The 25,772-nt window shown below is 74.5% G+C and carries 17 protein-coding genes; 3 read left to right on the top strand and 14 right to left on the bottom strand.

Translation table 11 applies throughout. From position 1 onward, the window contains the following. Positions 1–69 precede the first annotated feature (69 nt). The 10 genes from OG896_RS00485 to OG896_RS00530 all read right to left on the bottom strand — a co-directional run bounded on the left by OG896_RS00485 (position 70) and on the right by OG896_RS00530 (position 20,008). Entirely contained in the window at positions 70–3,411 is a 3,342-nt protein-coding gene (locus OG896_RS00485; protein WP_329361274.1) for a right-handed parallel beta-helix repeat-containing protein, read from the bottom strand. After that, positions 3,408–7,763: a hypothetical protein gene (locus OG896_RS00490; protein WP_329361276.1), complete on the bottom strand. Its 4,356-nt coding sequence runs from the start codon at positions 7,761–7,763 to the stop codon at positions 3,408–3,410. The genes OG896_RS00485 and OG896_RS00490 overlap by 4 nt, the downstream gene beginning before the upstream one ends. Then, on the bottom strand, positions 7,756–9,099 hold the full coding sequence (gene eccB, locus OG896_RS00495) for a type VII secretion protein EccB (protein ID WP_329361278.1): 1,344 nt from the start codon (positions 9,097–9,099) through the stop codon (positions 7,756–7,758). Before eccB ends, OG896_RS00490 begins: the two co-directional genes overlap by 8 nt. A 27-nt stretch (positions 9,100–9,126) precedes the next feature. After that, the gene (gene eccD / locus OG896_RS00500) at positions 9,127–10,527 is read right to left on the bottom strand and encodes a type VII secretion integral membrane protein EccD (protein ID WP_329361280.1); all 1,401 of its coding nucleotides are present in this window, start codon (positions 10,525–10,527) and stop codon (positions 9,127–9,129) included. 214 nt (positions 10,528–10,741) lie between these two features. Next, positions 10,742–14,728, bottom strand: a complete 3,987-nt coding sequence (gene eccCa / locus OG896_RS00505) for a type VII secretion protein EccCa (RefSeq protein WP_443056893.1) — start codon at positions 14,726–14,728, stop codon at positions 10,742–10,744. Between the two features lie 1,635 nt (positions 14,729–16,363). Beyond that, positions 16,364–16,519, bottom strand: coding sequence for a hypothetical protein (locus tag OG896_RS00510; RefSeq protein WP_329361283.1), 156 nt, complete (start codon positions 16,517–16,519; stop codon positions 16,364–16,366). A 74-nt stretch (positions 16,520–16,593) separates the two neighbouring features. Next, positions 16,594–17,628, bottom strand: coding sequence for a MerR family transcriptional regulator (locus OG896_RS00515; protein WP_329361285.1), 1,035 nt, complete (start codon positions 17,626–17,628; stop codon positions 16,594–16,596). Between the two features lie 3 nt (positions 17,629–17,631). Further along, positions 17,632–18,393, bottom strand: coding sequence for a HEAT repeat domain-containing protein (locus OG896_RS00520; protein ID WP_329361287.1), 762 nt, complete (start codon positions 18,391–18,393; stop codon positions 17,632–17,634). A gap of 142 nt (positions 18,394–18,535) precedes the next feature. After that, on the bottom strand, positions 18,536–19,294 hold the full coding sequence (locus OG896_RS00525) for a VOC family protein (RefSeq protein ID WP_329361289.1): 759 nt from the start codon (positions 19,292–19,294) through the stop codon (positions 18,536–18,538). Between the two features lie 150 nt (positions 19,295–19,444). Next, a complete protein-coding gene (locus OG896_RS00530) occupies positions 19,445–20,008 on the bottom strand; it encodes a nitroreductase family protein (RefSeq protein WP_329361291.1) in 564 nt (187 codons plus the stop codon). Positions 20,009–20,154: 146 nt separating this feature from the next. Between OG896_RS00530 and OG896_RS00535 the strand changes: the two genes are divergently transcribed. Beyond that, a complete protein-coding gene (locus OG896_RS00535; RefSeq protein WP_329361293.1) occupies positions 20,155–20,415 on the top strand; it encodes a hypothetical protein in 261 nt (86 codons plus the stop codon). A gap of 125 nt (positions 20,416–20,540) precedes the next feature. On the opposite strand, the gene OG896_RS00540 is transcribed toward OG896_RS00535, so the two are convergent. Beyond that, positions 20,541–21,455, bottom strand: coding sequence for an NmrA/HSCARG family protein (locus OG896_RS00540; RefSeq protein WP_329361295.1), 915 nt, complete (start codon positions 21,453–21,455; stop codon positions 20,541–20,543). Between the two features lie 99 nt (positions 21,456–21,554). On the opposite strand from OG896_RS00540, the gene OG896_RS00545 reads away from it, so the two are divergent. Next, a complete protein-coding gene (locus OG896_RS00545) occupies positions 21,555–22,172 on the top strand; it encodes a TetR/AcrR family transcriptional regulator (RefSeq protein ID WP_329361297.1) in 618 nt (205 codons plus the stop codon). Between the two features lie 314 nt (positions 22,173–22,486). Here OG896_RS00545 and OG896_RS00550 read toward each other — a convergent pair whose 3' ends face one another. Then, positions 22,487–23,062, bottom strand: a complete 576-nt coding sequence (locus OG896_RS00550; RefSeq protein ID WP_329361299.1) for a DUF6817 domain-containing protein — start codon at positions 23,060–23,062, stop codon at positions 22,487–22,489. After that, positions 23,062–23,955 carry a ketopantoate reductase family protein gene (locus OG896_RS00555; protein ID WP_329361301.1) on the bottom strand — a complete coding sequence of 298 codons (894 nt, stop codon included), beginning with the start codon at positions 23,953–23,955 and terminating at the stop codon, positions 23,062–23,064. Before OG896_RS00555 ends, OG896_RS00550 begins: the two co-directional genes overlap by 1 nt. A 230-nt stretch (positions 23,956–24,185) precedes the next feature. On the opposite strand from OG896_RS00555, the gene OG896_RS00560 reads away from it, so the two are divergent. Further along, complete coding sequence (locus tag OG896_RS00560) at positions 24,186–25,085, top strand: LysR family transcriptional regulator (RefSeq protein ID WP_329361303.1); 900 nt, start codon at positions 24,186–24,188, stop codon at positions 25,083–25,085. Between the two features lie 127 nt (positions 25,086–25,212). On the opposite strand, the gene tpg is transcribed toward OG896_RS00560, so the two are convergent. After that, the gene (gene tpg / locus OG896_RS00565) at positions 25,213–25,770 is read right to left on the bottom strand and encodes a telomere-protecting terminal protein Tpg (protein ID WP_329361305.1); all 558 of its coding nucleotides are present in this window, start codon (positions 25,768–25,770) and stop codon (positions 25,213–25,215) included. Between the last annotated feature and the right edge of the window lie 2 nt (positions 25,771–25,772).

Here is a 25,772-nt window from a genome sequence, read left to right on the forward strand (position 1 = left end):
TCGGTGTGCGTCTGCTCTTCCGTCCCGGTCCGCCGCGGGTGCCGCTCGTGGTCACGGCGGGCCGGAAGCTCACAGCCGGGCCAGCGGTTCCGGCCGCTGGTACGGGGGTTCGGGGGATTCGGGGGGCGCGGCCGGGGGCGGGGCGCTCTCGTCCCGGGCGCTCTCGTCCGGGGCGAGCACCGCCGCCTGCTCGGGGGCCTGGCGGGGCAGGTCGGCCGGGGTGACGGTGCGCGCCCGCGCGCTCGCGGCGAGGCTCTCGGCGAGCCGGTGCGCGCGGTAGGCGCCGGCTTGTTCGGGCGAGCGGGCGAAGGTCTCGGCCAGTGCCTGGGCGACGTCCTCGTCCATCTGGAAGCCGTAGCCGCGCAGCCGGCGCCGCACCAGTTCCACGGTCTGCTCCGGGGTGTACGGCTCCAGGCGGGCGTATTCGGCGAACCCCTGGGCGACGTCGGTGCGTTCGCGCATCAGGCCGATCAGGTGCTCGGGGGTGCCGATGAGCGCCAGCACGGTGTCGCCGGGCACGGTGACGATCCGGGCGAGCGCGTTGAGCACGGCCTCGCGGGACTGCGGGCTGCGCTGCTCGAACGCCTCGGTCCACTCCAGTACGAGCACCCCGCCGGCGTTCTCCTCCAGCGCCGACGCCAGCCGCAGCAGGGGCTGTTCGGCCCAGCGGGCGGGCAGCGAGGAGAGCCGGATGTGCCGGGTGGCGCCGGTGGGCAGCAGCCCCAGCTCGGCCAGGCAGCGCCCGTAGAGCGCGGCGAGGGCGCGGCGGCCGCTGCCGGGCGGGCCTTCGAGCACGACGTTGGCCCGGGCGGACAGCGGTTCGGGGCGCGTGCCGGGCCGCTGCTGGGCGGCCGACAGGGCGCGCAGCCGGGTGCGCAGCGCCGAACGGGCGGTGTCCAGGCCGGTGATGGCGGCCAGCCGGCGCAGTCCGGGCAGCTCGGGCAGTTCGGGGTCGCTGTCGCCGGCGGTCGGGGTGCCGGGCAGCTCGGTCACGTCCTCGCCGGTCAGGACGCTCAACGCGCTGTCGTCCTGGTGGGGTTGGGCGGACAGCCGGGTGGCCTGGCGGCCGATCATCTCCTCGAAGATCTTGCGGGCCACCCGGCCGTTGCCGAAGGTGTCGCCCTTGGGCACGTCCACGAAGTAGCGGTTCAGCGCCTCCAGGGCGCCGTCGTCGAGTTCGTAGTAGTGCTTGCCGCACAACCCCCGCACGATGGTGACGAGTTCGTCCGGTTCGTAGTTGGGGAACTCGATGGTCCGCGCGAAGCGGGACGCCATGCCGGGGTTGGAGGCGAGGAACTGGTCCATCTGCGCCGAGTAGCCGGCGACGATGACCACGATCTCGTCGCGGTGGTCCTCCATCAGCTTCATCAGCGTCTCGACGGCTTCCTGGCCGAAGTCCGGTCCCGAGCCGCGGGACTGGTTGGTCAGGGTGTACGCCTCGTCGATGAAGAGCACGCCGCCGAGTGCCTTGGTGAAGACCTCGGTGGTCTTGATGGCGGTGCCGCCGATGATCTGCGCGACCAGGTCGGCGCGGGCCACCTCCACGATGTGGCCCTGCCGCAGGATGCCCAACTCGGCCAGCACCGCGCCGTAGAGGCGGGCCACCGTGGTCTTGCCGGTGCCGGGCGGGCCGGCGAAGACCAGGTGCCGGCTCATCGGCGGCATGGGCAGGCCCATCTCCATCCGCCGCTTGGTCATCTTGTTGAGGTCGATCAGGCCGGTGACCTCGCGCTTGACGCTCTCCAGGCCGACCAGCGACTGGAGTTCGGCGAGCGGGCCTGCGCCCGTGCCGCCGGTGGCCGTCACGGCCGGACCCGGGCCCGCGGCGCCGCCGCCGGCGGCCGACGTGGCCGTCAGCTCCTTGCCGCCCGCGTCCGGTCCGCTGCCGCCACCGCGCCCGGCGGCCGAACGGCGTTCGCCCGCACCGGAGTTGTCGCGCACCTCGCAGTCGTGGACGCCGACCGGCTCGGCGGTCTCCGAGCGGATGCCCTCGCCGGCGTTGTCGAAGACGGTGCAGTTGCTCAGCTCCGCGCGGGAGGCGGCGGCGAGGTGCACGCCGTGACCGCGGGCGCCGTGCACCCGGCAGCCGACGGCGGTGAGCGTGCCGCCTGCGACCCGCAGGCCGTCGCCGTCGGAGCCGCTGAACTCGCTGTCCCGGGCCGTCAGTTCGCTGTCCGCGCCGATGACGACGCCGCCGCCCTCGACGGTCGAGCCGTCCAGTTCGGCGTGGGCGGAGTCCGCCAGGGCGAGCGCGCAGCCGCCGCCCACGCGCAGCCGCACCTCGGACAGCCGGGCCCGTACTCCCTGCCCCAACTCGATGCCCACGGTCCCGCTCGCGGTGGCGTCGGCCTCGTCGACGTCCAGCCGCGCGCCGCCGAGCGCCTGCACCGCGGGGCCTCCGTCGGCGACCGACAGCCGGGTCAGCCGGGCCGCGCCGCCGCCCAGCCGCACCGCGGCCGTCGCGGCGTTCCGCACGGCCAGTTCGGTCGCGGTGACCTCGGCGCCGTCCTCCGTGAGCACGCCCACCGGGGTGTCGTCGATCCGGCAGCGCTCCAGCACCGGCCGGGCGCCGTCCGCCGCGTGCAGGGCGACCTGGGCCGCTCCGGTGATCACGCAGTCGCGCAGGATCGGCGCGCACTCCTTGACGTACACCGACTCGCCCCGGGACCCGGTGAACACGCAGTCGGCCAAGGTGACGTCGGCGGTGCTGGCGAGGTACGCGTCCAGGCCGGCGCTGCCCGTCACCTCCACACGGCTCAACTCGGCCCGGCCGTCCTGCTCGACGGCGAGCGCGGGCTTGCCGCTGCCGGTGATCCGGGTGGCCTCGACGACGACGGCGCCGCGGCCGTTGACGCACAGGCCGTTGCCCGCGGCGCGGTCCAGGGTGGACGAGCGCAGCGTGAGCCGGCCCTGCTCGGCGACGACCACGGCCGACGAGCCGGCCTCGGAGATGGTGGTGCGCTCCACGACGTTGCCGCCTCCGGACGTCAACACCACGCCCGCGCCACGGGAGTTGGTGACCTGGCAGTCGCGCAGCGCCACCGTGCCCGCGTCCCACGCCAGCACCGCCGTCCACGCCTGACCCGCCACCCGGCAGCCGTCCAGCGCGGCCTGCCCGCGGCGCACGTCGAGCACCGGTGCCTCCGGGTCGGCGCCGCTGAGCAGCAGCCCGGAGATCTGCACGGCCTCCGCGTCCACGACGACGGTGCTGCCGGCGGGGGCGTGCACCTGGGCCGTGCCGCCGGCGCCGTCGGCGGCCAGGGTGACCGTGCGCACCAGGTGCAGGGCCTCCTCGTAGCGGCCGGGGCCCACCGTGATCAGCGCGCCCTCCGCGGCGTCCGCGAGCGCCTCGGTCAGCGACCGGTACGCACCCGGCCGGTCCGGGGAGACCACTAGCACTTGCCGGTTCACAGCGTCGCTCCCTCGTGAGTCGCGCCCTGCGCGGGTGCGTGCGGGCCGGCCCCGGCGCGCGGCCGGGGCGCGGTGGCCATCAGGCCGGGCGGGGTCCGCGGCTGCGGGGTCCGCGGCCCCGGGGCCCGGCCCGCCTCGGCCGGAGACTTCGCCGATGCTCCCGCCGGCGTACTCGCCGTTGCCTTCGCCAGCGCGGCGGCGGCTCGCTCCAGGCTCTCCAGGGCGAGGTCGTCCAGCGCGGAGCGCCCGGGCTTCACCCGTCCGTCCGCGCCGATCTCGGTCGCCGCCATCTCCCGGATCAGGACCGGGTCGCCCGCGGTGCCGGCCGGGCGCAGCACCTTGAACGTCGTGCCGGGCAGGAACACCACCCGGTCGGGCACCGCGGCGTCCAGCAGGCCGGTGCGCCGCGCGGTCATCGACCAGATCACGAACCGCGGCTCCGCCGGAAGGTCCGCCGGGAGGTCCGCCGTCGGCAGCGCGAACGCCGGGCAGAACGACCACTCCGTCACCAGCCGCCCGTCCCGGTACCAGCTCCGTTCCGCGTCGGTCAGCTCCGCGCCCAGCACGGCCGAACCCCGGTACGACGGCAGCCTGCGCAGCCCCGAGGCCACGCAGCGCGCCAGCGGCACATGCGGCCCGACCCGCGCGGACCGCACGGACTCGTCCACACCCGCGCTGTTCCCGGTCAGGTACAGGCGCACCGCGACCAGGTCGATCAGCGCGTCCGACGCCTTCTCCCGGCTCGCGCTGCGCAGCCCGGGCACCTCCGACATCACCCGCGCCACCGTTCCCGCGGCCACGTCGTACTGCGCCCGGAACGTCTTGCGCACCCAGTCCCGCTCTCGCTCGATCCCCCGCTCCGGCGGCACCGCACACGCGGCCCCCTTCGGCACGGGCTGCACGCGAACCCCCACGGGCGCCTGCGCGGCGGGCGGTTGTACGGGGGTGGCCGCGACGGTCACCCGCGGCGCCAACTCGCTGACGGCGGGCGGGAGTTCGGCCACCACCGGAGCCGCCGGGTACACCCCAGCGGACTCCAACCGCAGCCCGACCGGCCGCGGCGCGGCAGGCGGCGGCGCGGCAGGCGGCGGTACGAGCGCGGGCCCAACGGCGCCCGACGGCTGCGGAGTCGGCGCGCCCGAGGTGGACGGCGCGGTCCCCGCGGGCTGCGATGCTCCCGGCGCCGCCGGGACCCGCGACGGCGCACCGGACACGGACTGCGGCAACCCCGGCGGCAAAGGCGCCGCCACGGACGGAGGCACGGCGCCCGGTCCAGTCGCCACGCGCTGCGGGGGCAGCCCAGCAGCGGCTGGTGGCAGAGCAGTTGACGTCCCAGGCGGTACGGCGGCCCCCGGCGTGGGCTCACCGGCGTAGGGAGCAGACGGCACGGGTGCCGCGGCAGGCGGCACCGACGACGCCACCCGGGACTCCGGGCCGGCAGCGGTCGGCGGCAACGCAGTTGACGCACGTGACGGTGCAGCCGCTGACGACCCCGACCCGCCGACATTCGAAGCAGCCGGCACAGGTGCCGCGGCCTCCGGCGCCACCGGAGGGGACCCAGCAGCACCTGGCAGCACGGCAGTTGGTGTACCCGGCGGGGTGGGCTCCGCCGGCGGTACGAACCCGGGCGCGGCTCCCGGCGCGGGCACTGCGCCCCGGGACGTACTCACGGACGGGCCCGAGGCCGGGGGCACGGGTGCGGCGCCAGGCGCGGGCAGCGCACCGGAAGTCGAGGGCGCTACAGGGGGGACGGGTGCGGGCCGCGGGGCCCGCGCCGGCTGCGTCGCCGAGGGCATCGCCGGAGGCATGGGTCCAGCGGCGGCGGGCGCCGGGCTGTCGCTCGACGGCGGGAAGATCGTGGTCGGGTGGGCCAGCGGAAGAGCGAGCCGGCGCACCGACGGGTGACCGTCCGCCCCGGATGCAGCGGGCAACGGGTCCGGCAACGGCGCCGGCGCCGGCGGTACAGCGGCCGGGCCGGTGGCCGGGTGGGCCGGCCCCTCGGGCCCAGCGCTCCCCTCCATACGCGGCCCCGGTTCCGAGCCCGACGACCGCGGAACCGCGACAGCACCAGCAGCCCCGCCCGCAAACCCCTCGGGCCCAGCACCCCCACCCGCAAGCGATCCACGCTCCGAATCCGCACCAACCCCCGCGTGCGCACCCGACCCCGACTCCGTCGCACCGGAACGCGAAATCCCCACACCCCCAGGCACACCCCAACCGCCACCACCAACTCCACCCACCGAGGCGCCCGCCGCACCCGCCGCATCCGGTTCACCCGAACCCGCGCGCCCCGCAAGCAGAGGCGTCACCGAAGCTTCCGGCCGCGTGACCGTAGGAACGGGAGCAGCGGCATCCTGCTGCGGAGTCCCAACTCCCGTGAGCCCATTGCCCGTTGGATCAGCCGACACGGACGTGGCCGTCTGAAGAGCCCCGTCGGCGGTTGCGGCACCCGAAGAGGTCGCGGCGGCCCCGGCCGTCACCGTCGCCTCGGGGCCCGCCGCGACGGGAGGCGCGGAGGGCATCGCCGGGATCGCCGCCTCGGCCGTGGCGGACCCGGTGGCGGTCGAGGTGACCCAGCCGTCGGGCAGGGCGAGTTCGGCGGTCAGGCCGCTCAACGGCCGCGGACTCGACGGCTCCTCGGCGACGGCCCGGGACACGGAGGCGGACGCGGGTGCGGGTGCGGGTGCGGGTGCGGGTGCGGGTGCGGGTGCGGGTGCGGGTGCGGGTGCGGACAGATCCTCGGCAGCGGATGCCCACACCTCCGCCTGGAAGGGAGTGGCCGGAGCGACCGGAGCGTGCCGCGGCTCGGCGGCCGGACCCGCGGCGGACTCGTTCGCCACAGCCGCAGGAACGCTCTCGCCGACCCCGGCCCCAACCCCGCCCCCGAGCCCGCCGCCACCCCCGACAACGTTATCAACCGCACTGCCCACCGCACCGGTTGCCGCCGTGCCAGGCGCCGCCCAGGGCGCGGTGCCGGCGGGCCGGGTGGTCGGCGGGATCGCCGCCGTCACCGCTTCGTGCGGGTCGGACACGGCGATCGGCTCGGCGTACCAGGCGCCGGTGTCGACGGCCGGGTCGTCGGCGGGCCGCAGGACGAAGTCGCCGCGGGCGTCGGCGCCGAGCCGCCACAGCGCGTCCTCGGCCAGCGCCCGCATGCGCGCGGCCATGTCCGGGGTGCCGCGGTGGTAGAGGAAGAGCCGGTCGCCGGGGGCGGCGGCGATCCTGCGGACGTCGTCTCCGTCGTCGGGTTCGGTGTGCGGGCGCATCCACAGCCCGCTCTGGACGACCTCCAGCACGGCGTCGAAGGCGTACTCGTAGACACCGGGGGCGACCGGTGGGAAGCCGGGCAGTGGTTCGCGCACTCCGACCAGTGCGGGCGGCGGCGCGCCTTCGGTGCCGCGCGGGCTGTAGAGGAGTTCGCGGACGAAGGCGGAGCGCCCGCCGGTGCGTTCGGCGCCGTCCGGCGCGGCACCGTTCGGCGAGGCGCCGGACGGGTCGGAGGGGCCGGCCGGGTCGGACGGCGCGCGGTCGTCGTCGGTCATGCCGGTGTAGAGGACGACCTGGTGCTCCAGCGCGTCGGCGAGCTGCTGGCCGAGCGCCTCGCCCTCCTGGGGCAGGGCGACGGGGCCGAAGTGCACGAAGCGGATGCGCGAGCGGGTCGTCGGCATCACGGTGTCCCAGAACCGTACGACGTCCGCCAGCGGTACCGCCGGGCCGCCGGGGCAGCCCAGGACGACGGTCATGACGTCGGGGTCGATGGCGAGGCGGCCGAAGAGCCGGCGGCGGTTGTCCTCCGCCGCGTCCGGCAGCGCGCCGCGCACCCACACTCCGCAGGGCAGCGGCTCGACGACGGCGTACGGGCTGGTCACCCAGGGCCGGTCCATCATCGAGAACTGCCAGCGGGGCTTGGGGAATCCCATGGAGTCGTGTTCGAAGGGGCGGCCGGGCCGCAGCCGCAGCCAGCCGGAGCCGTGGCCGCCGGGGATGTAGAGGCCGCCGCCCGCGGTGGGCAGCACCTCGCCGTCAGGGACCACCACGACCGTGCCGAGTTCCTCGGCGATCCGCTGCCCGGCCCTGCGGATCTCCGCGGATGTGCCGCTGCCGAAGACCAGGCGCAGGCTGCCGGTGCTGTCGGCCAGGGCCCGGGCCATCGCGTCGGCCGCGGTGTCGGGGGCGACGCCGGGGACGTCCACGACCACGACGGTGTGCTGGTCGTCGCGGGCCAGGGCGTTGGCGAACCGCCAGGCGGACTGGTCGGTCCTGCCCTTGGGCTGGATCAGCAGGGCGTCGCCGACGGCGCGGCACTGGAGCGAGGGGCCGGGCGGCAGCAGCGCGCGGATGCCCTTAAACACGGCCGCCTCCCGCGCTCGTCGAGCCGGGCATGGTCAGGAGGGGGCCGGTCGGCAGCAGGGCGATCATGTCGTCGGGGAGCAGGGAGACCAGTCCCGACAGTCCGAGGGCGGCGGTGACGTCGTCGCTCGCCAGCCGGTAGGCGGTGCCGTCGTCGGTGACGAGGTAGGTCCTGGGGTGGGTGGCCTTCCTGAGCGTCTCCTCGCGGCTGCTGACCACCAGGCCGTGGCCGGGCGGGACGAGGACGGCGCGGCTGCCGGTGGCGGCGTCCCCGCGTTCGAGGACGACCTGCGTGCCCAGGGCGCTGCCGTCGACGTGCTGGGCCAGGCACACCGTCTGGCCGTCGGCGGACACCGCGGGGGCGCCGGCCACGTCCGGCAGCGCGCCGGCCATCTCGGGGTCGTCGGTGAGGCGGACGGCGGCCAGCTCGGAGGAGGGCACCTGGAGGGGTGGGGGAACGTGCGGCTCGGCGGCCAGCAGCGCGGACTCGGTGGCGTTGGTACGGGCCACCCCGCCGCGGGTCATCACGTAGTAGTGCCGCTCACCGGCCGTCGTGGTGGTGGTGGTGAACAACTGGCCGACGGTGACGGCGTGTCCGGCGACCGTGCCGGCGGGCTTGCCCTGTCCGGCGGGGCGGACCGCGGTCAGCGCGCGGCCGGTGGGCACCGCGGCGAGCCAGTCGCCGGGGGCGGCGGTCGGCTGGTCGGTGTCCAGGCCGAGCGCGACCAGCGTCGCCTGGTCCGGGACGCGGTACTTGGTGCCCTTCCACAGCAGGTAGCGGGTGCCGTCGGCGGCGACGAGCAGCGTCTGCCGGTCGGCGGGGAAGGCGGTGGTCCGGCCCGCGGGGCTGAAGTCGATGCTCTGCCCGCCGGCGAACTGCGGCCGCAGGCAGCGGGTCCAGGCGTCGCCGATCACCTGGGAGGGGGCGGGGACCTCGTCGGGCGCGCCGGGGATGCCGACCGCGGTGCCGTGCGGGATGCCTTCGAGGTCCTGGCGGGAGACGGTGTGCGCGGTGGGGTTGCGGGCGAGCAGCAGCACCGAGGAGTAGTTGCGGACCGGGCGCAGCTCGCCGTCGACGTACAGGTAGCGGTTGCCGGTCTCCTTCTCCACGATGTACGCGCCCGAGGCGCGCCAGGAGTGGTCGGGGGCCGGCGCGATCAGGCCGTAGACGCCGAAGCCCACGCACAGCAGGATGACGATGCCCACGCCGAAGAAGGTGCCGAGCGAGGCGCGGCGGGTGGGGCTGTCGCCGCGGCCGGGGTCGCCGCTGACGAGTGCGGTGGCCAGCCGGCCGACGGCGAACTGGTACGCCTGGACGTGGTCCCGTCGGGTCTGCATGGGGGTCCTCCTCTCGGTTCCGGTCCGTCAGCTCGTCAGTCCGCGCACATGCGAGTAGACGTGCAGGAGTTGGAGGAGCAGGGGCAGCAGCGACATCGCGACGAGCATCTCGGTGATGTCGCCGCTGTGGCCCCAGACCGGCAGCAGGCGGCTGGAGGGCAGCCGCCAGGCGCCGGCCAGCAGGGCGACGGCGGTGAGCACCAGGAGCGCGGCGGCGATGCCGCGCTCGCCGGGGCCGCCGGTGGTCCACTGCTGCAGGAGCAGCAGGGCCAGGCCGAGGCCGCCGGCGATGACGGTGGGCACCCGCTGGAGGGTGCCGGCCAGGCCGCGGGCGCGCAGCAGCACCGCGGCGCCGAGGACGAGCGGCAACGCCCAGCCGATCCAGCCGTGTTCGCGGATCATGAACCAGAAGACGACGGCGAAGGCGAGCGAGAACCCGAGGCTGAGCGCGTCCAGGTAGGAGGTGGCGGCCCGTACCCGGCGCTCCACCCGCTCCTGCGGCTCGGGGTCGACGTCCTCCTGCAACTCTTCCGCGTTGTGCGGGAGTTGGGGTACCCGCAGCCGGGCGGCGCGCAGCGAGAGCCGGGGGGCGAAGTGGCCGAGGACGAACAGTCCGACCCCGACCACGGCGACGGCCTGGCCGGCCCGCCAGTCGAAGGCGGCGCGCAGCCCGATGGCGGCGGCCGCGGCCGCGGCGACGACGACCGCGGTGCCGGGCAGCAGGAACGGCATGGCGCGCAGGGCGACCAGCGCGACGGCGACGGCGGTGACGCAGCCGGCGGCGACCAGCAGGCCCGGCACGCCGGGGTCGAAGCCGCCGTGCGGGCCGGCGCGGAAGGCGAGTCCGGCCAGTCCGCCCATGGCCATCGCCGCGATTCCCGCGGTCACCACCGCGGCCCGGTCGGCGGCCAGCCGGGCGCCGGTGGCGCAGGCCGCGGCGAACAGCACCGCGGCGATGCCCGCGCCGGCCCCGGCGAAGTCGCCGGCGCCGGCGCTCAGCAGGGCCAGCGCGAGCATGACGACGGCCAGGGCGGCCATGGTCAGGGACAGCGCGCGGGTCAGCTCGGGCCGCCAGCGGCCGGGCAGCGAGCCGACGACGTGCGCGACGCCGTCGGCGACGTCGTCGAAGTGCAGGGTGGGCAGCGGGTCGTCGGCCGGGCGCAGGTGGAGCACGTCGCCGTGCCGCAGGCCGAGTCCGGCGGGGGTGCCGTCCGGGTCGAGCGGTGCCTCGCCGAGGCGTTGCAGCGCCCATGGCGCGCCGCGGTCGCGCACGTCGGAGACCACGTGCTCGACGAGGACGGGCAGCAGCGCCGACACCGGCAGCGTGACCGGGATCGCGAGGTCGGCCTGTCCGCCGGGGCCGACGACGGTCACCCGGCACACCTCGGTGCCGGTCCCGGCTCCGGGAACCACGGAGGCAGTGGTCATCGGGTCGCTCCTGTGCGGTGGGGGGCTCGGTCGCGCGCGGCGGCGGTACGGCCGCCGCCGGCGTGCCCAACGGTGGTACGGGCAGCGGTGGTTCGGGCGCCGGTCGTACGGACGGTGATCGCGCGAGCAGCGGCCGTACGTTCGGCCGTCGTACGTTGACCGGTCGTACGTCCGGTGGCGGCGTGGAACTCGGCGGCGGCGGGACGGGATCGGCTCATTCCGCGGCCACCAGTCCGGTCTGCATGAGCTTGACCGAGCGCCGGGTGACGAGCTGGGCGCGGCCGGGCGGCAGGGTGCGCGGCTTCGCCTCGCCGATGAACTTGCCCTCCTCCTTGGGGTAGGAGAAGAGCAGGGCCGGGTTGCCCAGCTCCCACAGGCGCCGCAGCACCGGGTCCATCATCGCCCGCATCGCGCCTGAGGTGCTGCGGGACAGGACCAGGTGGAGTCCGATGTGCGGGGCCTGGGCCAGCAGCGGCACCAGGGGCGTCATCGGGGACGGCGAGCCGGGTGCGCCGGAGAACAGGTCGAAGTCGTCGATGAGCACGAACAGCAGCGGGCCGCTCCACCAGTCGCGGCGAGCCAGGTTCTCCGGCGAGATGTCGGCGCCGGGCACCCGCTTGCCGACCGACACCGCGGCGCTGGCGGCCAGTTGGCCGAGCGCGTCGCTGTCCACGACGTAGCCGACCCGGTACGCCTCGGGGACCGCGGTGAGCAGGCCGCGGCCGGGGTCGGCGACCATGATGCGGGCTTCCTCGGGGGTGTAGCGGGAGGTGATGGCGGCGACCATCAGCCGCAGCATGTTGGTCTTGCCGGTCTCGTTGTCGCCGAACACCATCAGGTGCGGGTTGACGGAGAAGTCGTGCCAGGCGGGTTCCAGGCGCTGCTCGTCCCAGCCCAGGCAGACCCGCAGGTCGCCCTCGGCCGGCGGGAGTTGGGCGGTCGACAGCCGGCCGGGCAGCAGCCGCACGCCGGGCGCGGGGCGGCCGGTCCAGAAGGTGTCGATCTCCGCGACGGCCTCCTTGGTCGCCGCGGTGAGGTCCTCGGTGTGCGGGGAGCTGTCCAGCCGGGGCAGTGCCGCCAGGAAGTGGTGGCCGGCGGAGGTCAGGCCGCGGCCGGGCTGGTGCGGCACGGCCGCCGCGGCCCGCGCGCCGACCTCGGACTCCAGCGTGTCGCCGAGCCGCAGTTCGAACTTGGTGCCCAGCAGGTCCCGCAGCCGCGGCCGGAACTCCGACCAGCGCACCGCGGAGCCGATGACGTGGATGCCGAAGGACAGTCCGCGGGCGGCCAGGTCGATGACGCGCGGTTCGATGTCCTCGTAGTCCTGCCGCAGCGTGCCCCAGCCGTCCACGACGAGGAACACGTCGCCGTACGGGTCGTCCAGTTCGCCGGTGGCGCGCTGCGCGCGGTAGCCGGCCATGGACTCCAGTCCGCGCGCGCCGAACTCGGCCTCGCGGCGCTCCAGGAGCTGGGTCAGCTCGGCGACGGTGCGCTGTACCCGGTCCCGGTCGAGCCGGGTGGCGACCGAGCCGACGTGCGGGAGCCCGGCGGTGGACACCAGGCCGCCGCCGCCGAAGTCCAGGCAGTAGAACTGGATCTCCTGCGGGGTGTGGGTCAGCGCGAGGGACAGCATCAAGGTGCGCAGCATCGTGGACTTGCCGGTGCGCGGCGCGCCGACCAGGCCGATGTGCCCGTCGGCGCCGGACAGGTCCGCGGTGAGCAGGTCGCGGGACTGCTCGTAGGGCTTGTCCACCATGCCGAGCGGGAAGCGCAGCGAGGCGAGCCGGGGGTAGTCGGCCGCGCTCATGCCCCGGTCGGGGTCCGGCACGATGGCGGGCAGCACCTGGTCGAGGCTGACGGAGGAGTCCAGCGGCGGCAGCCACACCTGGCGGGCCGGCGGGCCGGCGTCCTCCAGCCGGCCGACGAGTACCTCCAACAGGCTCTCCTCGCTGAGGGGTTCGCCGTCGGGGCCGGTGGTGGCGGCCGCGCCGCGGGCCGCCTGCGCGGCCCGGGCCGCCTCGGCGAGCGCCGCGGTCTCCTCGGCGCGCGCGGAGAGCAGTTCGCCGCTGCGGTCGAGCCCGAAGACGGTGACCTCCTGGGCGGCGCGCTGCTGCTGGGCCGGGTCGTTCTCGGCGGCGGGTTCGGGGGCCGGGCCGGAGACGTAGGCGGCCTTGAAGCGGACCAGGTTGGTGGTGTCGACCTTCAGGTAGCCGTTGCCGGGTGCCGACGGCAGCTCGTAGGCGTGCGAGACGCCGATGACGCTGCGGGACTCCATCGAGGAGAAGGTGCGCAGGGCCAGCCGGTAGGACAGGTGGCCCTCGACCTTGTGGATACGGCTCTCGTCCAGCCGCTGCGAGGCGAGCAGCAGGTGGACGCCCAGGCTTCGGCCGAGCCGGCCGACGGAGACGAACAGGTCGACGAACTCCGGCTTGCTGGCGAGCAGTTCGGAGAACTCGTCGACGATGATGAGCAGCGAGGGAAGCGGGGCGAGGGTGGCGCCCGCGACACGCGCCTTCTCGTAGTCGAAGAGCGAGGAGTGGCCGGACTCGCGCAGGAGTTCCTGGCGGCGGATCATCTCGCCGTTGATGGAGTCCCGCATCCGGTCCACCAGGTGGATCTCGTCGGCGAGGTTGGTGATGACGGCCGAGGTGTGCGGCAGCCGGTCCATGTTGAGGAAGGTCGCGCCGCCCTTGAAGTCCACCAGCACGAGGTTGAGGACCTCGGAGGAGTGGGTGGCGGCCAGTCCCATCACCAGGGTGCGCAGCAGTTCGCTCTTGCCGGAGCCGGTGGCGCCGATCAGCAGGCCGTGCGGGCCCATGCCGCCCTGCGCGGACTCCTTGAGGTCCAGTTCGACGACCTCGCCCTCGTCGGTGACGCCGAGCGGAACGCGCAGCCGGGCCGACTGGGTCTGCCGGGGGCGCCACTTGGCGGCCACGTCGAAGGTGCGGGGGTCGCGGATGCTCAGCAGCGATGTCAGGTCGAAGTCGGACTCCAGCGGGCGTTCGGTCAGGTCCACGCTGCCGCCGGTGCGCAGCGGCGCCAGGCCCCGGGCGAGGGTCTCGGCGGCGGTGGCGCTGAGCGCGTCGGCGGTCGCGGACGCGGAGGCGTCGTCGCCGGCCGGGAAGCTGACGGTGCCGTCGCGGACGGTCAGCCGCAGGACGTCGTCGCCGCCGCGCAGGGCGCCGGTGGCGTCGAGCAGCAGGGTGTTGCGCATCCCCTCCCCCAACAGCCGTGAGCCGTCCGGCAGATGGGCACCCTGGGCGATGACCACCAGGTAGGGCTCGGTGACGTTCGGGGACGCGTCCGGGTCGTGGTCGGGGCGGTCGCGCACCTCGGGGCCGAGCAGCGCCATCAGCTCGTCGTGGTCGCCGGCGGCCAGCCGGAGCGCGCCGGCGTCGTCCTGCTCGTCGGGGTGGGCGTTGTGCGGCAGCCACTTGACCCAGTCCCACTCGGCGCGGGCGGCCGGGTTGCCGAGCACCGCGACGCGCAGCTCGTCGGGGGCGTGCAGCACGGCGAGTTGGGCGACCATCGCCCGCATCAGGGCCAGCGCCTCCTGGCCGTCGCCGGCGAACTCCACCCGGGTGAAGCGGCGCAGCGCCACCGGGATGGGCAGGTCGGGAACGGTCTGGTGGGCCTTGGTGAAGCGGCGCAGCGAGATCGCGGTGAGCGGTTCGAGGTCCTCGACGGGCTTGGTCTGCGGCGGCAGGAAGACCAGTTCGGCGCGGCGGATGCCCATGCCGATCCGGACCCGGCCGAAGTCCTCGTGGCTGGGGCGGCGTTCCCACAGCCGCGGCCCCATCGCGAACGCCCACAGCGCGCGCGGGTCGGGGTTGTCCCACAGCAGGGCGGCGCGCTGCTCGGCCGCGGCGGTCCGGGCCTGGCGCCGACGCTGCGCCAGGTACCGCAGGTAGTCGCGGCGTTCGGCCTTCATCCGGCGGCGGCGCTCCGAGCTGCTGCGGCCCACCTGGGTCAGCGTCATGCTGATCATGGCGACGCCCATCATCCCGGACATCATGTAGGTGGTCGGGCCCATGCTGCGGACGCTGAACATGAGCACCATCGCACCGGCACCCAGCCCCATCGGCAGGTACAGCAGCGCGGAACCGAAGTCCACGCCGGCGGGTTCACCCAGTACCGGCGGCTCGGCCAACTCCACCTGCCCGTCGGGCATCGGCGGCCCGTCGCGGCGAGGTGAGCGCTTCACCGGCTTAATGCTCAAAGCGGTGACTCCCGATGCAGTGTGCATGTCACTCGTTACCGCAGCGACTATAGGGAATCCTCCCCGCCTTGCAACAGCCCCCATTTTCCTTTCCGTTCGCAGCGCCCGGCCACGGTAACCGGTCGCGGCACCGCTTCCCCGATCGTGCGAGCCGCACCGGCACAGGGACATCGGGCCGAAGGAACGCCATTTCCTACGGTCCCGTAGGTGAAGACCCGCCGTTTGCGGCGGTCCATTATTCCCCGGCAATTCATCTTTAGTCCTTCACGCGTCGGTTTTCTCGGAGCCTCCCGGTAACGAAGCGGACACGATCCGCCGCGCCCGGCATCGTCCGCGTTCCCGCCCGACGCATTGCCGCAGGTGACGGGCATGGCACGGCGAGCGCGGCGGCGCGGGCCCCGCGCCCGCACGGCGCCGCGAGGGCCGGCGAGGACACCGCGACGGCCAATGCCCGCCGCCACGCGGCCCGTCGGCGCCCGCCGTTTCATCGACCGTTTCATCCTGCAACCGGTCAGCCGGGAGGAGCGGAACGGGCAACCCCGGGTCCGAATCGGGTGGGATCGGCCGAGCCCCCCGTCACCGCTCCCCCGCGCTCCCCCGCCTCTCGCGTACGCGGGAAGATCCGCCGAACGGCATGTTCCGCGACCAAGGCCGCAGCCAGGACAAAGAGGGGCGGTCCGCGCGATCGGTGTCGAAGCGGTCGGAGCAGCCCGAGCCGCCCCGAGCCGTCGGGGCGGGCCCGCGTAGGGCCGCACGGCGGCGGGGCCCCCGGGAGTGCCGCTCGCACCGGGGGCGGGCGGCGCTACGCGATCGGAGCCGAGCGCCGTTACATGGCAGCGCCCCGTCGTCCGCGCCCCGGCCGCCCCGCGCGGCGAACGGCGCCGTCGCCCCCGCGCACCTCGAATTCCCCTTCGCCGAATTCCGGAACGCCCCAACAGGACACCATCGGGGAAACGCCACGACGGCCGGGAGGTCACCATTTCCGGAACAACGCGCTTTTCCTTTCCGAAAGGCCGTCAGGGTCTGCGATGGATTCCGCCCGCCTCCCCCGTACATTCCGCGTTGCGTACGGGATTCGGCCGCCGTCAATGCCGGGATTTCACGGCGCCGGCCACCGCCCGCCGGGATGCCGCTTCTCGGGAACCGTCACCGCGCGGCGGAACGGCAGAGCTCGGGCGTCCTCGCAGGCAGCGGCGTACCGGCCGGTATCGGACCGCGCGCCCGGGCGCCGCCTCGCTCCACCGCGGCCACGCCCGCCCGTAAGGCCGCCGTCCGGCGCGGGGTCCGTACCAATTGTTCTGCGCCGGGCGGGCGGTGAGGAGCGTGTACCGTCAACCGACTTTCCTGACGACCGGACGTTTGGTCGGGCGGCGGCAATTCGCCGACCGCACGGCGACCGCGCGATCGCGGATGGTCACCGGAATTGTGGGCGGACGCCGAAGAGCGGAGCAAGCCGCCCGACCGATAACCGGAGGCGGAACCGGCGGTCGAACCGGAGTCGTCCGCGGAAGACAGGGCCCAAAGCGGAATCGCGGAGCGCCGGTTGGCGCTCGCGCGTGGCGGCTGCGGCGCCCGGCGTATCGCGGTGGCGGTGAGGTCGCCGAACCGGGTGGCCGTCGATCAGGTGTCCGAGGCGAGGCCGACCCGTTCCCGGGCGGAACCGGAGTCCTCGACGCCCGCGGCGGTCCCGAGGGTCGAGCCCGGTCGGCGGTCACCGCGCCACGGCTCAAGCGCGCGCAACAGCCCGTCGCCCCAGGCCGGTTCGGCAAGAACCATCAGCCCGACGGGGACCCGGCAGTTCGGCCGGGACCCTGCAGCTCAGCGCAGACCCGGCAGCTCGGCGCGAACCGTCATGGTGCGTCGCGCCGTTGGAGGAGGTACACCGCGGTCAGCGCGACGGCGCGGTCCGCGTCATGCGACAGCTCCCTCAAGGCCGCGGTCACCGTCGTCCCGGGGATGCCCGCGAGCGCCTGGGTCAGCCGTCCGCGTGCGGGTGCCTGCTCCGCGCCCGGGGCGAGGCGGTCGACGAGGCCGGTCGCGATCCGGTCGGCCGTCGCGGTGTCGCCCGCGCCCGCGCCCGTGCCCGTGCCCGATGTGCTCAACCTGCTCAGCGCGTCGGCCGCGTCGGTGTCGTTGCGACCCGCCACGATCATGTCGACGAGCGTCGGGACGGCGTCGACCTCACCACGTGTGCCGAGTTCCAGCGCCGCGTGCCCGCGGACCGCCGGGTCGGGACTCGCCAGCGCCTCCCGCAGCCGGTCGGTGGCCTCCGCGCCGGTCAGCTCGGCGAGCGCCCGGACCGCACGTTCCCGCACCGCGGCCAGCGGCGAATCGAGCCCTTCCGCCAGCAGCGCGGGAGCGCCGTCGTCCGATCGCGCCAGCGCCCATCGAAGGGCCCCCGCGACGTTCGGGTCCGTCTCGCTCAGTACCGCCTGGACCAGGGCCTCCACCGGCACCTGGACCTCGCCGGCCGAGGAGAGCGCCGCGCGTTGGCGTGCGTCGGCGCTCGTCGAGCCCAGGGACCGCAGGAGCGCGATGACCCGCAGGACGTCGTCCCAGCCGGCGGGCTCCGCGGCATCGATCCGGCGCAGCCGCGTGAGCAGTTCGGTCTCCGCCGCGATGCGTTCGCGGGTCTGGCGGATGAGGTCGCCGACGAGCGCGGAGGGGGTCAGGCCGGGGTCGTCGAGCGCGCGGCCGACCTCGCGCAGCGGCAGGCCCAGCGAGCGCAGGCTCTCGATGTCGAGGACCCGCCGGACGTCCTCCCGGGAGTACTCCCGGTAACCGGCGCCGGTGCGGCCCGTCGGGCGCAGCAGCCCGAGCGACTCGTAGTGCCGCAGCATGCGGGCGCTCACCCCGGAGCGCCGCGCCACCTCACCGATCAGCACGTCCTACGGTCCCTCCTGGCCGGCCCGACCCGAGGCGCCGGGGTCGCCGGAACCGCCGGACGGACCCGACAGACCCGCCTCGCCCACCTGACCGGTCTGGTCCGCCTCGCCGAGCGCCACCGCGCGCTTCGCCTCCTCGACCGCGAACTCGAACCCCGATTCCGGGTCACGCAGCAGCCCCTCCGTGGCGAGGGCGTGCGTACGCGTGCGCGGGTCGGGGTCCGCGCTTGCGACGCGCAGCGCCGGCAGCACCGCTTCGTCCAGCGCGACCAGCGCGACCAGCGCCCGGCTCAGGCTCAGCCGGGTCTCCCGCCCGCCTCGCCCCAACTGCGTCACCAACACCGCGGCCAGCGCGGCCTCCTCGCCTTCCGGCACCAGCACGACCGCGGTCCGCCAGGCGCACCGCGCCACCTCGTCGTCGGCGTCGGACAGCAGCTCGCGGGTGATGGCCGGCCACGCCCGCCGGTCGCCGATCTTGGACAGCGTGTGCAGCGCCTGGCTCCGCGCCTGCGCACGCTTCGAGCGGAGCTCGCGGAGCAGCCCGGGAAGCGTCAGGGACACCGGGTGCCGGGTGAGCGCCCAGGTCAGCGTGTCGCGGACGAAGAACTCGGGCTCGACCGCGCACCGCTCGACGAGCGGGCCGACGAAGCGCGGGTCCGGCGCCGTGCCGGCCGCGAGAGCGGCGCGCAGCCGCACCGACGAACGCCCGTCCGCCAGCGCCTCGATGGCTCGTACGACATCCGCGTCCCCTGCCGTGATCGTCATCGCGACCACCTCCTCGGCAAGGAGTGAAGACCTTGTCACCGTGTCAAGGTCAAACCGTCCGGGCCGAACGGACCCCGCCACGCGAGCACCCGCCGACGTGCCGGGACGCCCGGCTGCCGGGGCTCCCGCGTACCGGGAACCGTCACGACTCCGCGTCCGCGTCCGGCAGGGCGAGGACGCAGAACTCGTGCCCCTCCGGGTCGGCCAGGCACGTCCACGGGACGTCGCCCTGCCCGAGGTCGAGGTCGGTGGCGCCGAGCGCCCGCAGCCGGGCCACCTCCGCGGCCTTGTCGTCACCGGGGTACGGCAGCAGGTCGAGGTGGACGCGGTCCGGCACGGTCTTGGTGTCGGGCCCGCGCAGGAACTCCAGATACGGTCCGCCGCCCCGGGCCGAACGCAGCACCGCGTGGTCGTCGTCCACCTCGTGCACGGTCCAGTCCGTCGCCGCGCACCAGAACCCGGCCATGGCCCGCGCATCGACACAGTCGACCACCACCGCGGCGATCGGGCCGGTGTCCCGGTAGACCTCCCGGGGCTCCAGCACGCAGAACTCGTTGCCCTCCGGGTCGGCGAGGACCGTCCACGGCACCTCGCCCTGGCCCACGTCGGCGGGCGTCGCCCCGAGCGCCCGCAGCCGCGCGACCAGCTCCGCCTGATGGGCCGGGGAGGTGCTGGCGAGATCGAGGTGCACGCGGTTCTTCGTCGCCGTCTTGGGTTCCGGCACGGGCACGACCTCGACACCGAGCACGACCGGGTCCGGCCAGACCAGGTCGCCGGGCGGTCCGGCGTACGTGGTCACGCCGCCGCTGTGGGCGCTCCAGCCGAGCGCCTCCGCCCAGAACCGGCCGACCGCCGAGGCGTCAAGGGCCTTGAAGTTCACCTGCACAGGTCGCAGCGCCATCCGGCGATCCTATCCACGGTCCACGCGCGGACGGCCGCGGGCACGGCCCCGCCGGACCGGCGCCCACCGCCCCCGGCCCGGTGCGCCTGCTCCGTCTGCCACCCCGGCCCGGTGCGCCTGCCCCGCCGGCCACCCCGCTCCTGCGCTCGGCTACCGCGCCGCCGACCACGGACCCGAACGCAGCTCCGCGACGCTTCGCCGCTCGCGGCCCTCCGGCGCCCCGCCGGCGGCCTTGCCCACCGCGACCATCGAGACGATCGCCCAGCCCGGTTGCGGGTCCAGCTCCTTGCTGAGCCCCTCCAGGTCGAAGGCCCGGAACTGGTGCGAGTCCAGCCCCAGAGCCTGGGCCTGGATGGTCATGTGCGCCACCGCCTGGCCCAGGTCGTAGTCCGCGAACTCGGAGTAGAGCAGCTGCTGCGTGGCGTCCACGTGGCGGCGCGTCAAGGTGACGACGAGCAGGCCCGCGTCCGTCGCCCACCGTGCGGAACTCGGCGCGAGGTGCGGAACGATCCGGTCGTGCTCCGCTTCACCCGGCCTGCCGGTGAAGAACCCCCACGGCTGGGAGTTCCCCGCCGACGGCGCCCACCGCGCGGCTTCCAGCAGCAGCCCGAGAGCGTGGTCGTCGACGGCAGCCGAGGGGTCGAACCCGTAGGGGCTGAAGCGCCCGGCAAGCAGCGGGTGTATGCCCCCGCTCGGCTGGAGAGGTCCCTTCACGTCCTGCCCCAACCGGCCACCGGGTGCGCGTATTCCAGCGGCACGGAGCCCGAGCCCCGCACCGAACCCCGCACCGAGCCCGCGGTGCCCCTTCGTTGCCGGCCACGAGCTGGGCGCGACTCCGGCTGAAGGGCGCCGGCCACTCCATGCCGTGGAGGCCACCCGCGGCCCTCTCGCTCGGCGACGAGGTCGCCGACACGGCAGGGCGAGCCTGGCGCTTCGAGGGACCCTGGAACCGGCTCGCCTTCGACGGCGCGCCGACCGCAGCGGGCCCCGAGTGGCCGCTCATCCTGTTGACCCGCGACCGGGCGCCGTGTTCCCACGCGGACGCCGAGGCCGTGGCCGCGAGCACGGCGACCGGTTCCCACCAGGGGACCGTACGGCAGTGGACGTCCCTCACGGACTGAGCCGAAGCACGTTGTCTGCCACAGAGGCAGGCTTGCCGTCACCGCGGGCTTCGACCTGGTGGCGGTTGCGGTGGACGCATCCGTGGTCGGTCGTCACCGTCTCCGGGGTGACGACCGGCAGGTCCCTAGCCGGCCACGGGTGTCAACTGCTCATCCGCCCACTCGGCGAAGGTGGTGAGCGGGATGCCCAACTCCTGGGCGAATGCGGGCCGGGCGGGCTGCAGGACCGCGTTGTTCCACTCGTGTCCGGCTCCCCACTTCGGCATGCCCGCGTCGAGGGCCTCTTCCACGGTCATGGAAGGCGCGGTCACGGGCACGCCCCAGGCCGCGGACAAGGTCTGCGCGATCTGCTCCATCGTGCGCAGGTCACCGGCCAGTTCCAGCTCCACCTGGTGGAACCGGTCGGGGTACCGGAGGGCGTGCGCCGCGGCCGTGCCGATGTCCCGCACGGCCACCAGGGCCAGTTCGGTGTCCGGCTTCAGTACCGTCAGCAGTCCGCCGCGGGGCCCCTTGGGCGCCAGCATGGGCAGGTTCTCCATGAAGAAGGCGGGCTTGATCACCGTCCAGCGGGCGAAACCCGCACCCCGTACCGCCTCCATGATCGCCTGCTTGGTGTCGAAGTAGTCCGCCATCGCCGCCCAGCGGCCCTCGGCCCAGCCGGCGACCCGGGTGTGCTCACCGACCCCACTGGTCGAGGACTGTACGAACTGCCGTACTCCTCCGGCCTTCGCCGCGTCCACCAGGTTGGTGGCCTGGGCGAGTTCGCCCGCGAAGTCCACGCTGGTCTCGGTCATGGGCGGCATCTGCACCGAGAACACCGCGCGGACCCCCTCGACCGCCGGGCCGAGGGAGGCCCGGTCGGAAAGATCCGCCCGCACCAGTTCGGCACCCAGCGCCTCGATCGCCTGGGCGGGCCGCGACCCCGGATCGCGTACGAGCGCACGTACCGGCACGTCGGCGGCCAGAAGTGCGCGGGCCGTGGCCCCGCCTTGCTGGCCGGTGGCGCCGGTGACCAGGACGATTTCGCTGCTGCTGGGCATGGAGGTGCTCCTCGCGGACCGGAGAGAGAAAACGGCGGGGCCCGCCGTTTCGCGTACCGCTAAGATATGGCGTGGCCCGCCGTTTAGCAATGAGGGATCATGACCGGACAGCGCTCGGACGCCCGACGCAACTACCAGCGCATCCTCGCCGTCGCCGAGGCCGAGGTCGCCGCGCACGGCGCCGAGGCATCCCAGGAGCAGATCGCCCGCACCGCAGGCGTCGGTTCGGCGACCGTGCGCCGTCACTTCCCCACCCGCCGTGCCCTTCTCGAAGCGGTCTTCCAGGAGCGCATCGAGGGGCTGTGCGAGCGCGCCCAGCGGCTGAGTGCGACCGAGGACGGCCGGACCGCACTCCTGGAGTGGCTCCACTCCTTCGTCCTCTACGCCGTCTCGGCCCGCGGCTTCGCCCATATCCTGAGCTACGAGCCCCCCACCGAGAATCCCGCCCCGAGCAGCTGTGGCAGCAGGATCGAGGCGGCCGGAACTCCCCTGCTCCAGCGGGCCATTCGCGACAAGGCGGTCGCGCCGCACGTCACCTTCCACGACCTGCTGACCCTGTCCGTCGGCATCGCCCTGGCCACCGAGCACCACCAGGACCCCGATGCCCAGGCCGGCCGCCTCTTCCGCCTCGCCGTGGAAGGGCTCAGCCCTGAGCAGGGCACGGCCAAAGTGCCCGGGAACGCCGGCTCATCCGGCGTCTCCGGTGACGACTCCTGAGCTTTCGGCGCACCGACGCCGCGCTGTGCCGAATTCCACGGGTACCCCGCAGGCGGCCAGATGGGCCAGCACTTGTTCCTGCGGGGTCTCGGTGACCAGGCAGAGGGCGGCGCTGCCGGGGGTGGGTCGGGCGGAGTGGGAAAGGTGTTCGCGGCCTGCCCGGTGGAGGTTGATCCTGCTGCCGCCGAAGCTCGGCGCGCGGCGCCCTCCCCGAAGGTGACGGGCCGTATGCCGAGGACCTGCTGGTAGAAGGTAGAAGGCGGTGGTCCGCTCGACGTCGGTGACGGTCGGCACCAGGTGGTCCAGGCCGCTGATCACGACCCCGGCTCGGGGGCGTACCGGGCCAGATGTTCGGCGCAGGCGTTCCACGCGGGCGCGGACAGCAGATCGCGTGAGCGGGCGAACAGGCGGTAGAGGGCCGGGCCGTGGCGTTCGGCCAGCCCGACGTGGTGGGCCAGCACGTCGAGCTCGTTGGCGGCCGTGATCTCCACGATGGCGCGCAGGTCCGCCTCGGCCGGAGTGTGTTCCCGGCCCGTGAAGCGGTCATGGAAGACCACCGGAAGTCCGGTGCCCAGGAGCGGATAGACCGCCGACCGGTCGCAGCTTGCGTACAGGTACACCAGGGCCTCCGCGCGATCGCCGATCAGTTCGGCGAGCACCCCGCGCTCGGTGATGCCCAGGAGCGACCCGTCGAATCCGTCCGTTCCGTAGGTGGCGTGGCACAGCCCCGCGAGCTGGACGTCGGGGTCGGCGTCCCAGGCGGAGAGCAAGCGGGCGACGCGGTGCAGGTGGTCCAGGAGCGTTCCGCCCGGATGGGCTGTCCGGGCGGCGCCGCGGGCGGCCAGGAACTCCTCGGCCCGGGGCCGTCGTGCCGGAGCGGGCCGCCTCATCAGGCCACCCGCTGTGCGGACTGCGCCACCTCGGCGACCAGTCGGGCGGTGGCCGGGACGGCGATGCCGTGGGCGGCTCCGGCGCGCAGGACGGCTCCGCCGATGGCGTCGAGTTCGAGCGGACGGCCGGCCTCGGCGTCGCGCTGCATCGAGGACCTCATCGTCGCGGGGACGCGGTCGAAGAAGGAGAGCAGCCCCTCGGCGCGCACCGGCGTGCCGGCGGCGAGGGCTACGGCCGCGATCTCGTCGAGGACGGTGAGCAGCTCGGGTCGGTGCCGATCACGGACGGCACCGACGTCGGACTGGTGGCGGGTGGTCAGCAGGGCGAACGGAGCGAGGAAGGCCAGCTTGTCCCAGAGCATCGCGCTCTCGTCCTCGCGTACGGTCACGCCCAGACCGGCCTGTCGCAGCAGCTCCACCAAGTCCTCCAGGGGGGCGGCGAGTTCAAGGTCGGCGAAAGGGCTGGTGTGGGCGATGCGGCCAGGCGCCGTGCGGGTGGCCTCGACCCGGATGGTGCCCGCGACGACCTGGGCAGAGGGGAAGCGCTCGCGCAGTACGGCGAGATGGTCGAGGCCGTTGAGCAGCGGTACCACGGCCGCCGTGCCGAGCACCTCGGCCGGGATGCGGTCGAGCGCCTCGGCGAGCGCGGTCTGCTTGACCGTCACGAAGACGGCGTCTACCGGCTCGCGCAACTCGGTGTCGGACTCCACCGCCGCGGTGAACTCCCCGTACCGGTTGCTGTCGACGCGCAGCCCGTCCTGGCGCAGCACGGCAACGGTCTGTTCCCCCGCCAGGCACACGACGCGGTGTCCGGCACGGGCGAGCAGCGCGCCGACCAGCCCACCGACGCCGCCTGGGCCGAGAACCGCCACGGTCGTCCTGCTGGTGCTCATGTGTGCTCCTATCCGGGAAGTCAATGAGTCGAGAGGTGGGGCGGCGGGGGCCGGGAAGCCGGTCGGGCCCGTGGTGGGTCGGCACCCGCCCGCATGCAGGACCGCGTCCGGATCGCGGAAGAGACAGCGGGCGGGTTGCCGCCCTGGGCCCGGAACGATGATCAAACCTGCCGGGACCCAAGTCAATCCACGGGTTTGCTAGGGCATACCCAAGCAATAACTTGGGTCCCGTGACAATTGACGATCTCCGTGCCTTTGCCGCCGCCTGCCGAACCGGTTCGCTCAGCGGTGCCGCCCGTGACCTGGGCTGTACGCAGTCGGCCGTCAGCCAGCACGTGAAGCGACTCGAGCGGGAACTGGGACTCAGCCTGCTCGAACGCCACCCGCGCGGGATTGCGCCGACCTCGGCAGGGCGGCTGCTGCACACGGCGGTGACCGAGGGCCTGGGGCGCATCGACCAGGCAGTGCGCCGGATCGAGGAACTCGCCCGCGCAGAGGGCGGATCAGTACGGGTCACCACCGGCGCCACGACCGTCCGGCACTTCATGGCCGCCGCCGTGGTCGACTTCCGCCGGCGCTTCCCCCGAGCCAGTCTCGAGTTCCAGACCGAGACCTCCAGCCGCGGCTGCTTCGACGCGCTCACCGTCGGCGCGGTGGACCTCGCCTGGATCACCCTGCGGCCGGCAGGCAGCGCCGTGGAGCAGCGCCCCGTCGTCCACCTGCCCTGGTCACTCGCCGTCGCGGCCGGCGACCCCCTCGCCGCCAAATCCCTCATCGAACCCGCTGACCTGCAAGACGCCCGGCTCATCGGCCTGCCGGAAAACTCGACCGCGCGTATCCAACTCGGCTCATGGCTCGCCGAATCGGGCATCCGGCCGATCTTCGACACCAGCGTCACCGACTGGGACACCGCGATCCTGCTGGCCGAACTCGGGCTCGGCCACGCGCTCGTCCCGACCCTGCCCGAGTGGACCGGCCCCGGCCACCCCGACCTGCGGCTGATCCCGATCCCCGCCCTCCCCGCGCTCACCGCGGGCTGGGCCGTCCGCCGCTGGGACGCCCTCTCCCCCCTGGCCCGCGCCTTCGCCGACACCGTCGCCCGCCACTGCGCCCGCCAGGCCGGAAAGTGAAGCCGCAAACGGCGGATCAACCCTCCATGCACTCACAGCCCGCCGGTGACAGCAATCCCGCCTATATGACAACCATCGCGCCTCGGCTCATCACGCTCCCACGCCCGCGCCCTGACCGGACGGGGGCTCAGAAGTCCAGTTCGACGTAGTCGATGTCGGTGAACTCGACCTCCAGGTCGTGGGCGCGGCGGCCGCGGTCCTTGAAGTAGACCTCCTGGAGACCCTCGGCGGCGATCGCCTGGAGCTGCTGCTCGGTGGCGCCGGCGGACTGCGCGTCGAACAGGCGGGCCGCGTAGGCGGGGGGCAGGTGCTGGGTGAGGCGGCGCATCCGGCCGTCGTCGGTCGAGCCGGGGGCCGCGGTGAACCCGAACCGGGCACGGGTCTCGATCACGATGCCGCCCGACGTGGCGGCCCGTTTCCGCGCCCGCTGCCGCACGCGGGGCTGCCAGTCCTTGCGGACCTCCTGCTCCAGGCGCGCGGCGAGATCCTTGCGCGGCCGGCGCAGCGTGCCCTTGATGTAGCGCTCCACCGTGCGCTGGGAGATCCCGAGCCGGGCGGCGACCGCGCGGGTGGAGCCCTTCTCCGTCCTGAGCAGGAACCGCATCCGCGCGCCCGCGCTCTTCGGCAGCGGGCGGGTCGCGGTGGCCGCGCTCGCCCGGTCCAGGCTGTCCTGGATGACGCCCACCG

Source organism: Streptomyces sp. NBC_00669 (genome assembly GCF_036226785.1).
Taxonomy (GTDB): domain Bacteria; phylum Actinomycetota; class Actinomycetes; order Streptomycetales; family Streptomycetaceae; genus Actinacidiphila.

Coding starts and splice junctions, on each gene's coding strand:
- eccB (WP_329361278.1), bottom strand. CDS start 9,099: ATGCAGACCCGACGGGACCACGTCCAGGCGTACCAGTTCGCCGTCGGC.
- eccD (WP_329361280.1), bottom strand. CDS start 10,527: ATGACCACTGCCTCCGTGGTTCCCGGAGCCGGGACCGGCACCGAGGTG.
- OG896_RS00510 (WP_329361283.1), bottom strand. CDS start 16,519: ATGGTTCTTGCCGAACCGGCCTGGGGCGACGGGCTGTTGCGCGCGCTT.
- OG896_RS00520 (WP_329361287.1), bottom strand. CDS start 18,393: ATGACGATCACGGCAGGGGACGCGGATGTCGTACGAGCCATCGAGGCG.
- OG896_RS00525 (WP_329361289.1), bottom strand. CDS start 19,294: ATGGCGCTGCGACCTGTGCAGGTGAACTTCAAGGCCCTTGACGCCTCG.
- OG896_RS00535 (WP_329361293.1), top strand. CDS start 20,155: ATGCCGTGGAGGCCACCCGCGGCCCTCTCGCTCGGCGACGAGGTCGCC.
- OG896_RS00540 (WP_329361295.1), bottom strand. CDS start 21,455: ATGCCCAGCAGCAGCGAAATCGTCCTGGTCACCGGCGCCACCGGCCAG.
- OG896_RS00545 (WP_329361297.1), top strand. CDS start 21,555: ATGACCGGACAGCGCTCGGACGCCCGACGCAACTACCAGCGCATCCTC.
- OG896_RS00550 (WP_329361299.1), bottom strand. CDS start 23,062: ATGAGGCGGCCCGCTCCGGCACGACGGCCCCGGGCCGAGGAGTTCCTG.
- OG896_RS00555 (WP_329361301.1), bottom strand. CDS start 23,955: ATGAGCACCAGCAGGACGACCGTGGCGGTTCTCGGCCCAGGCGGCGTC.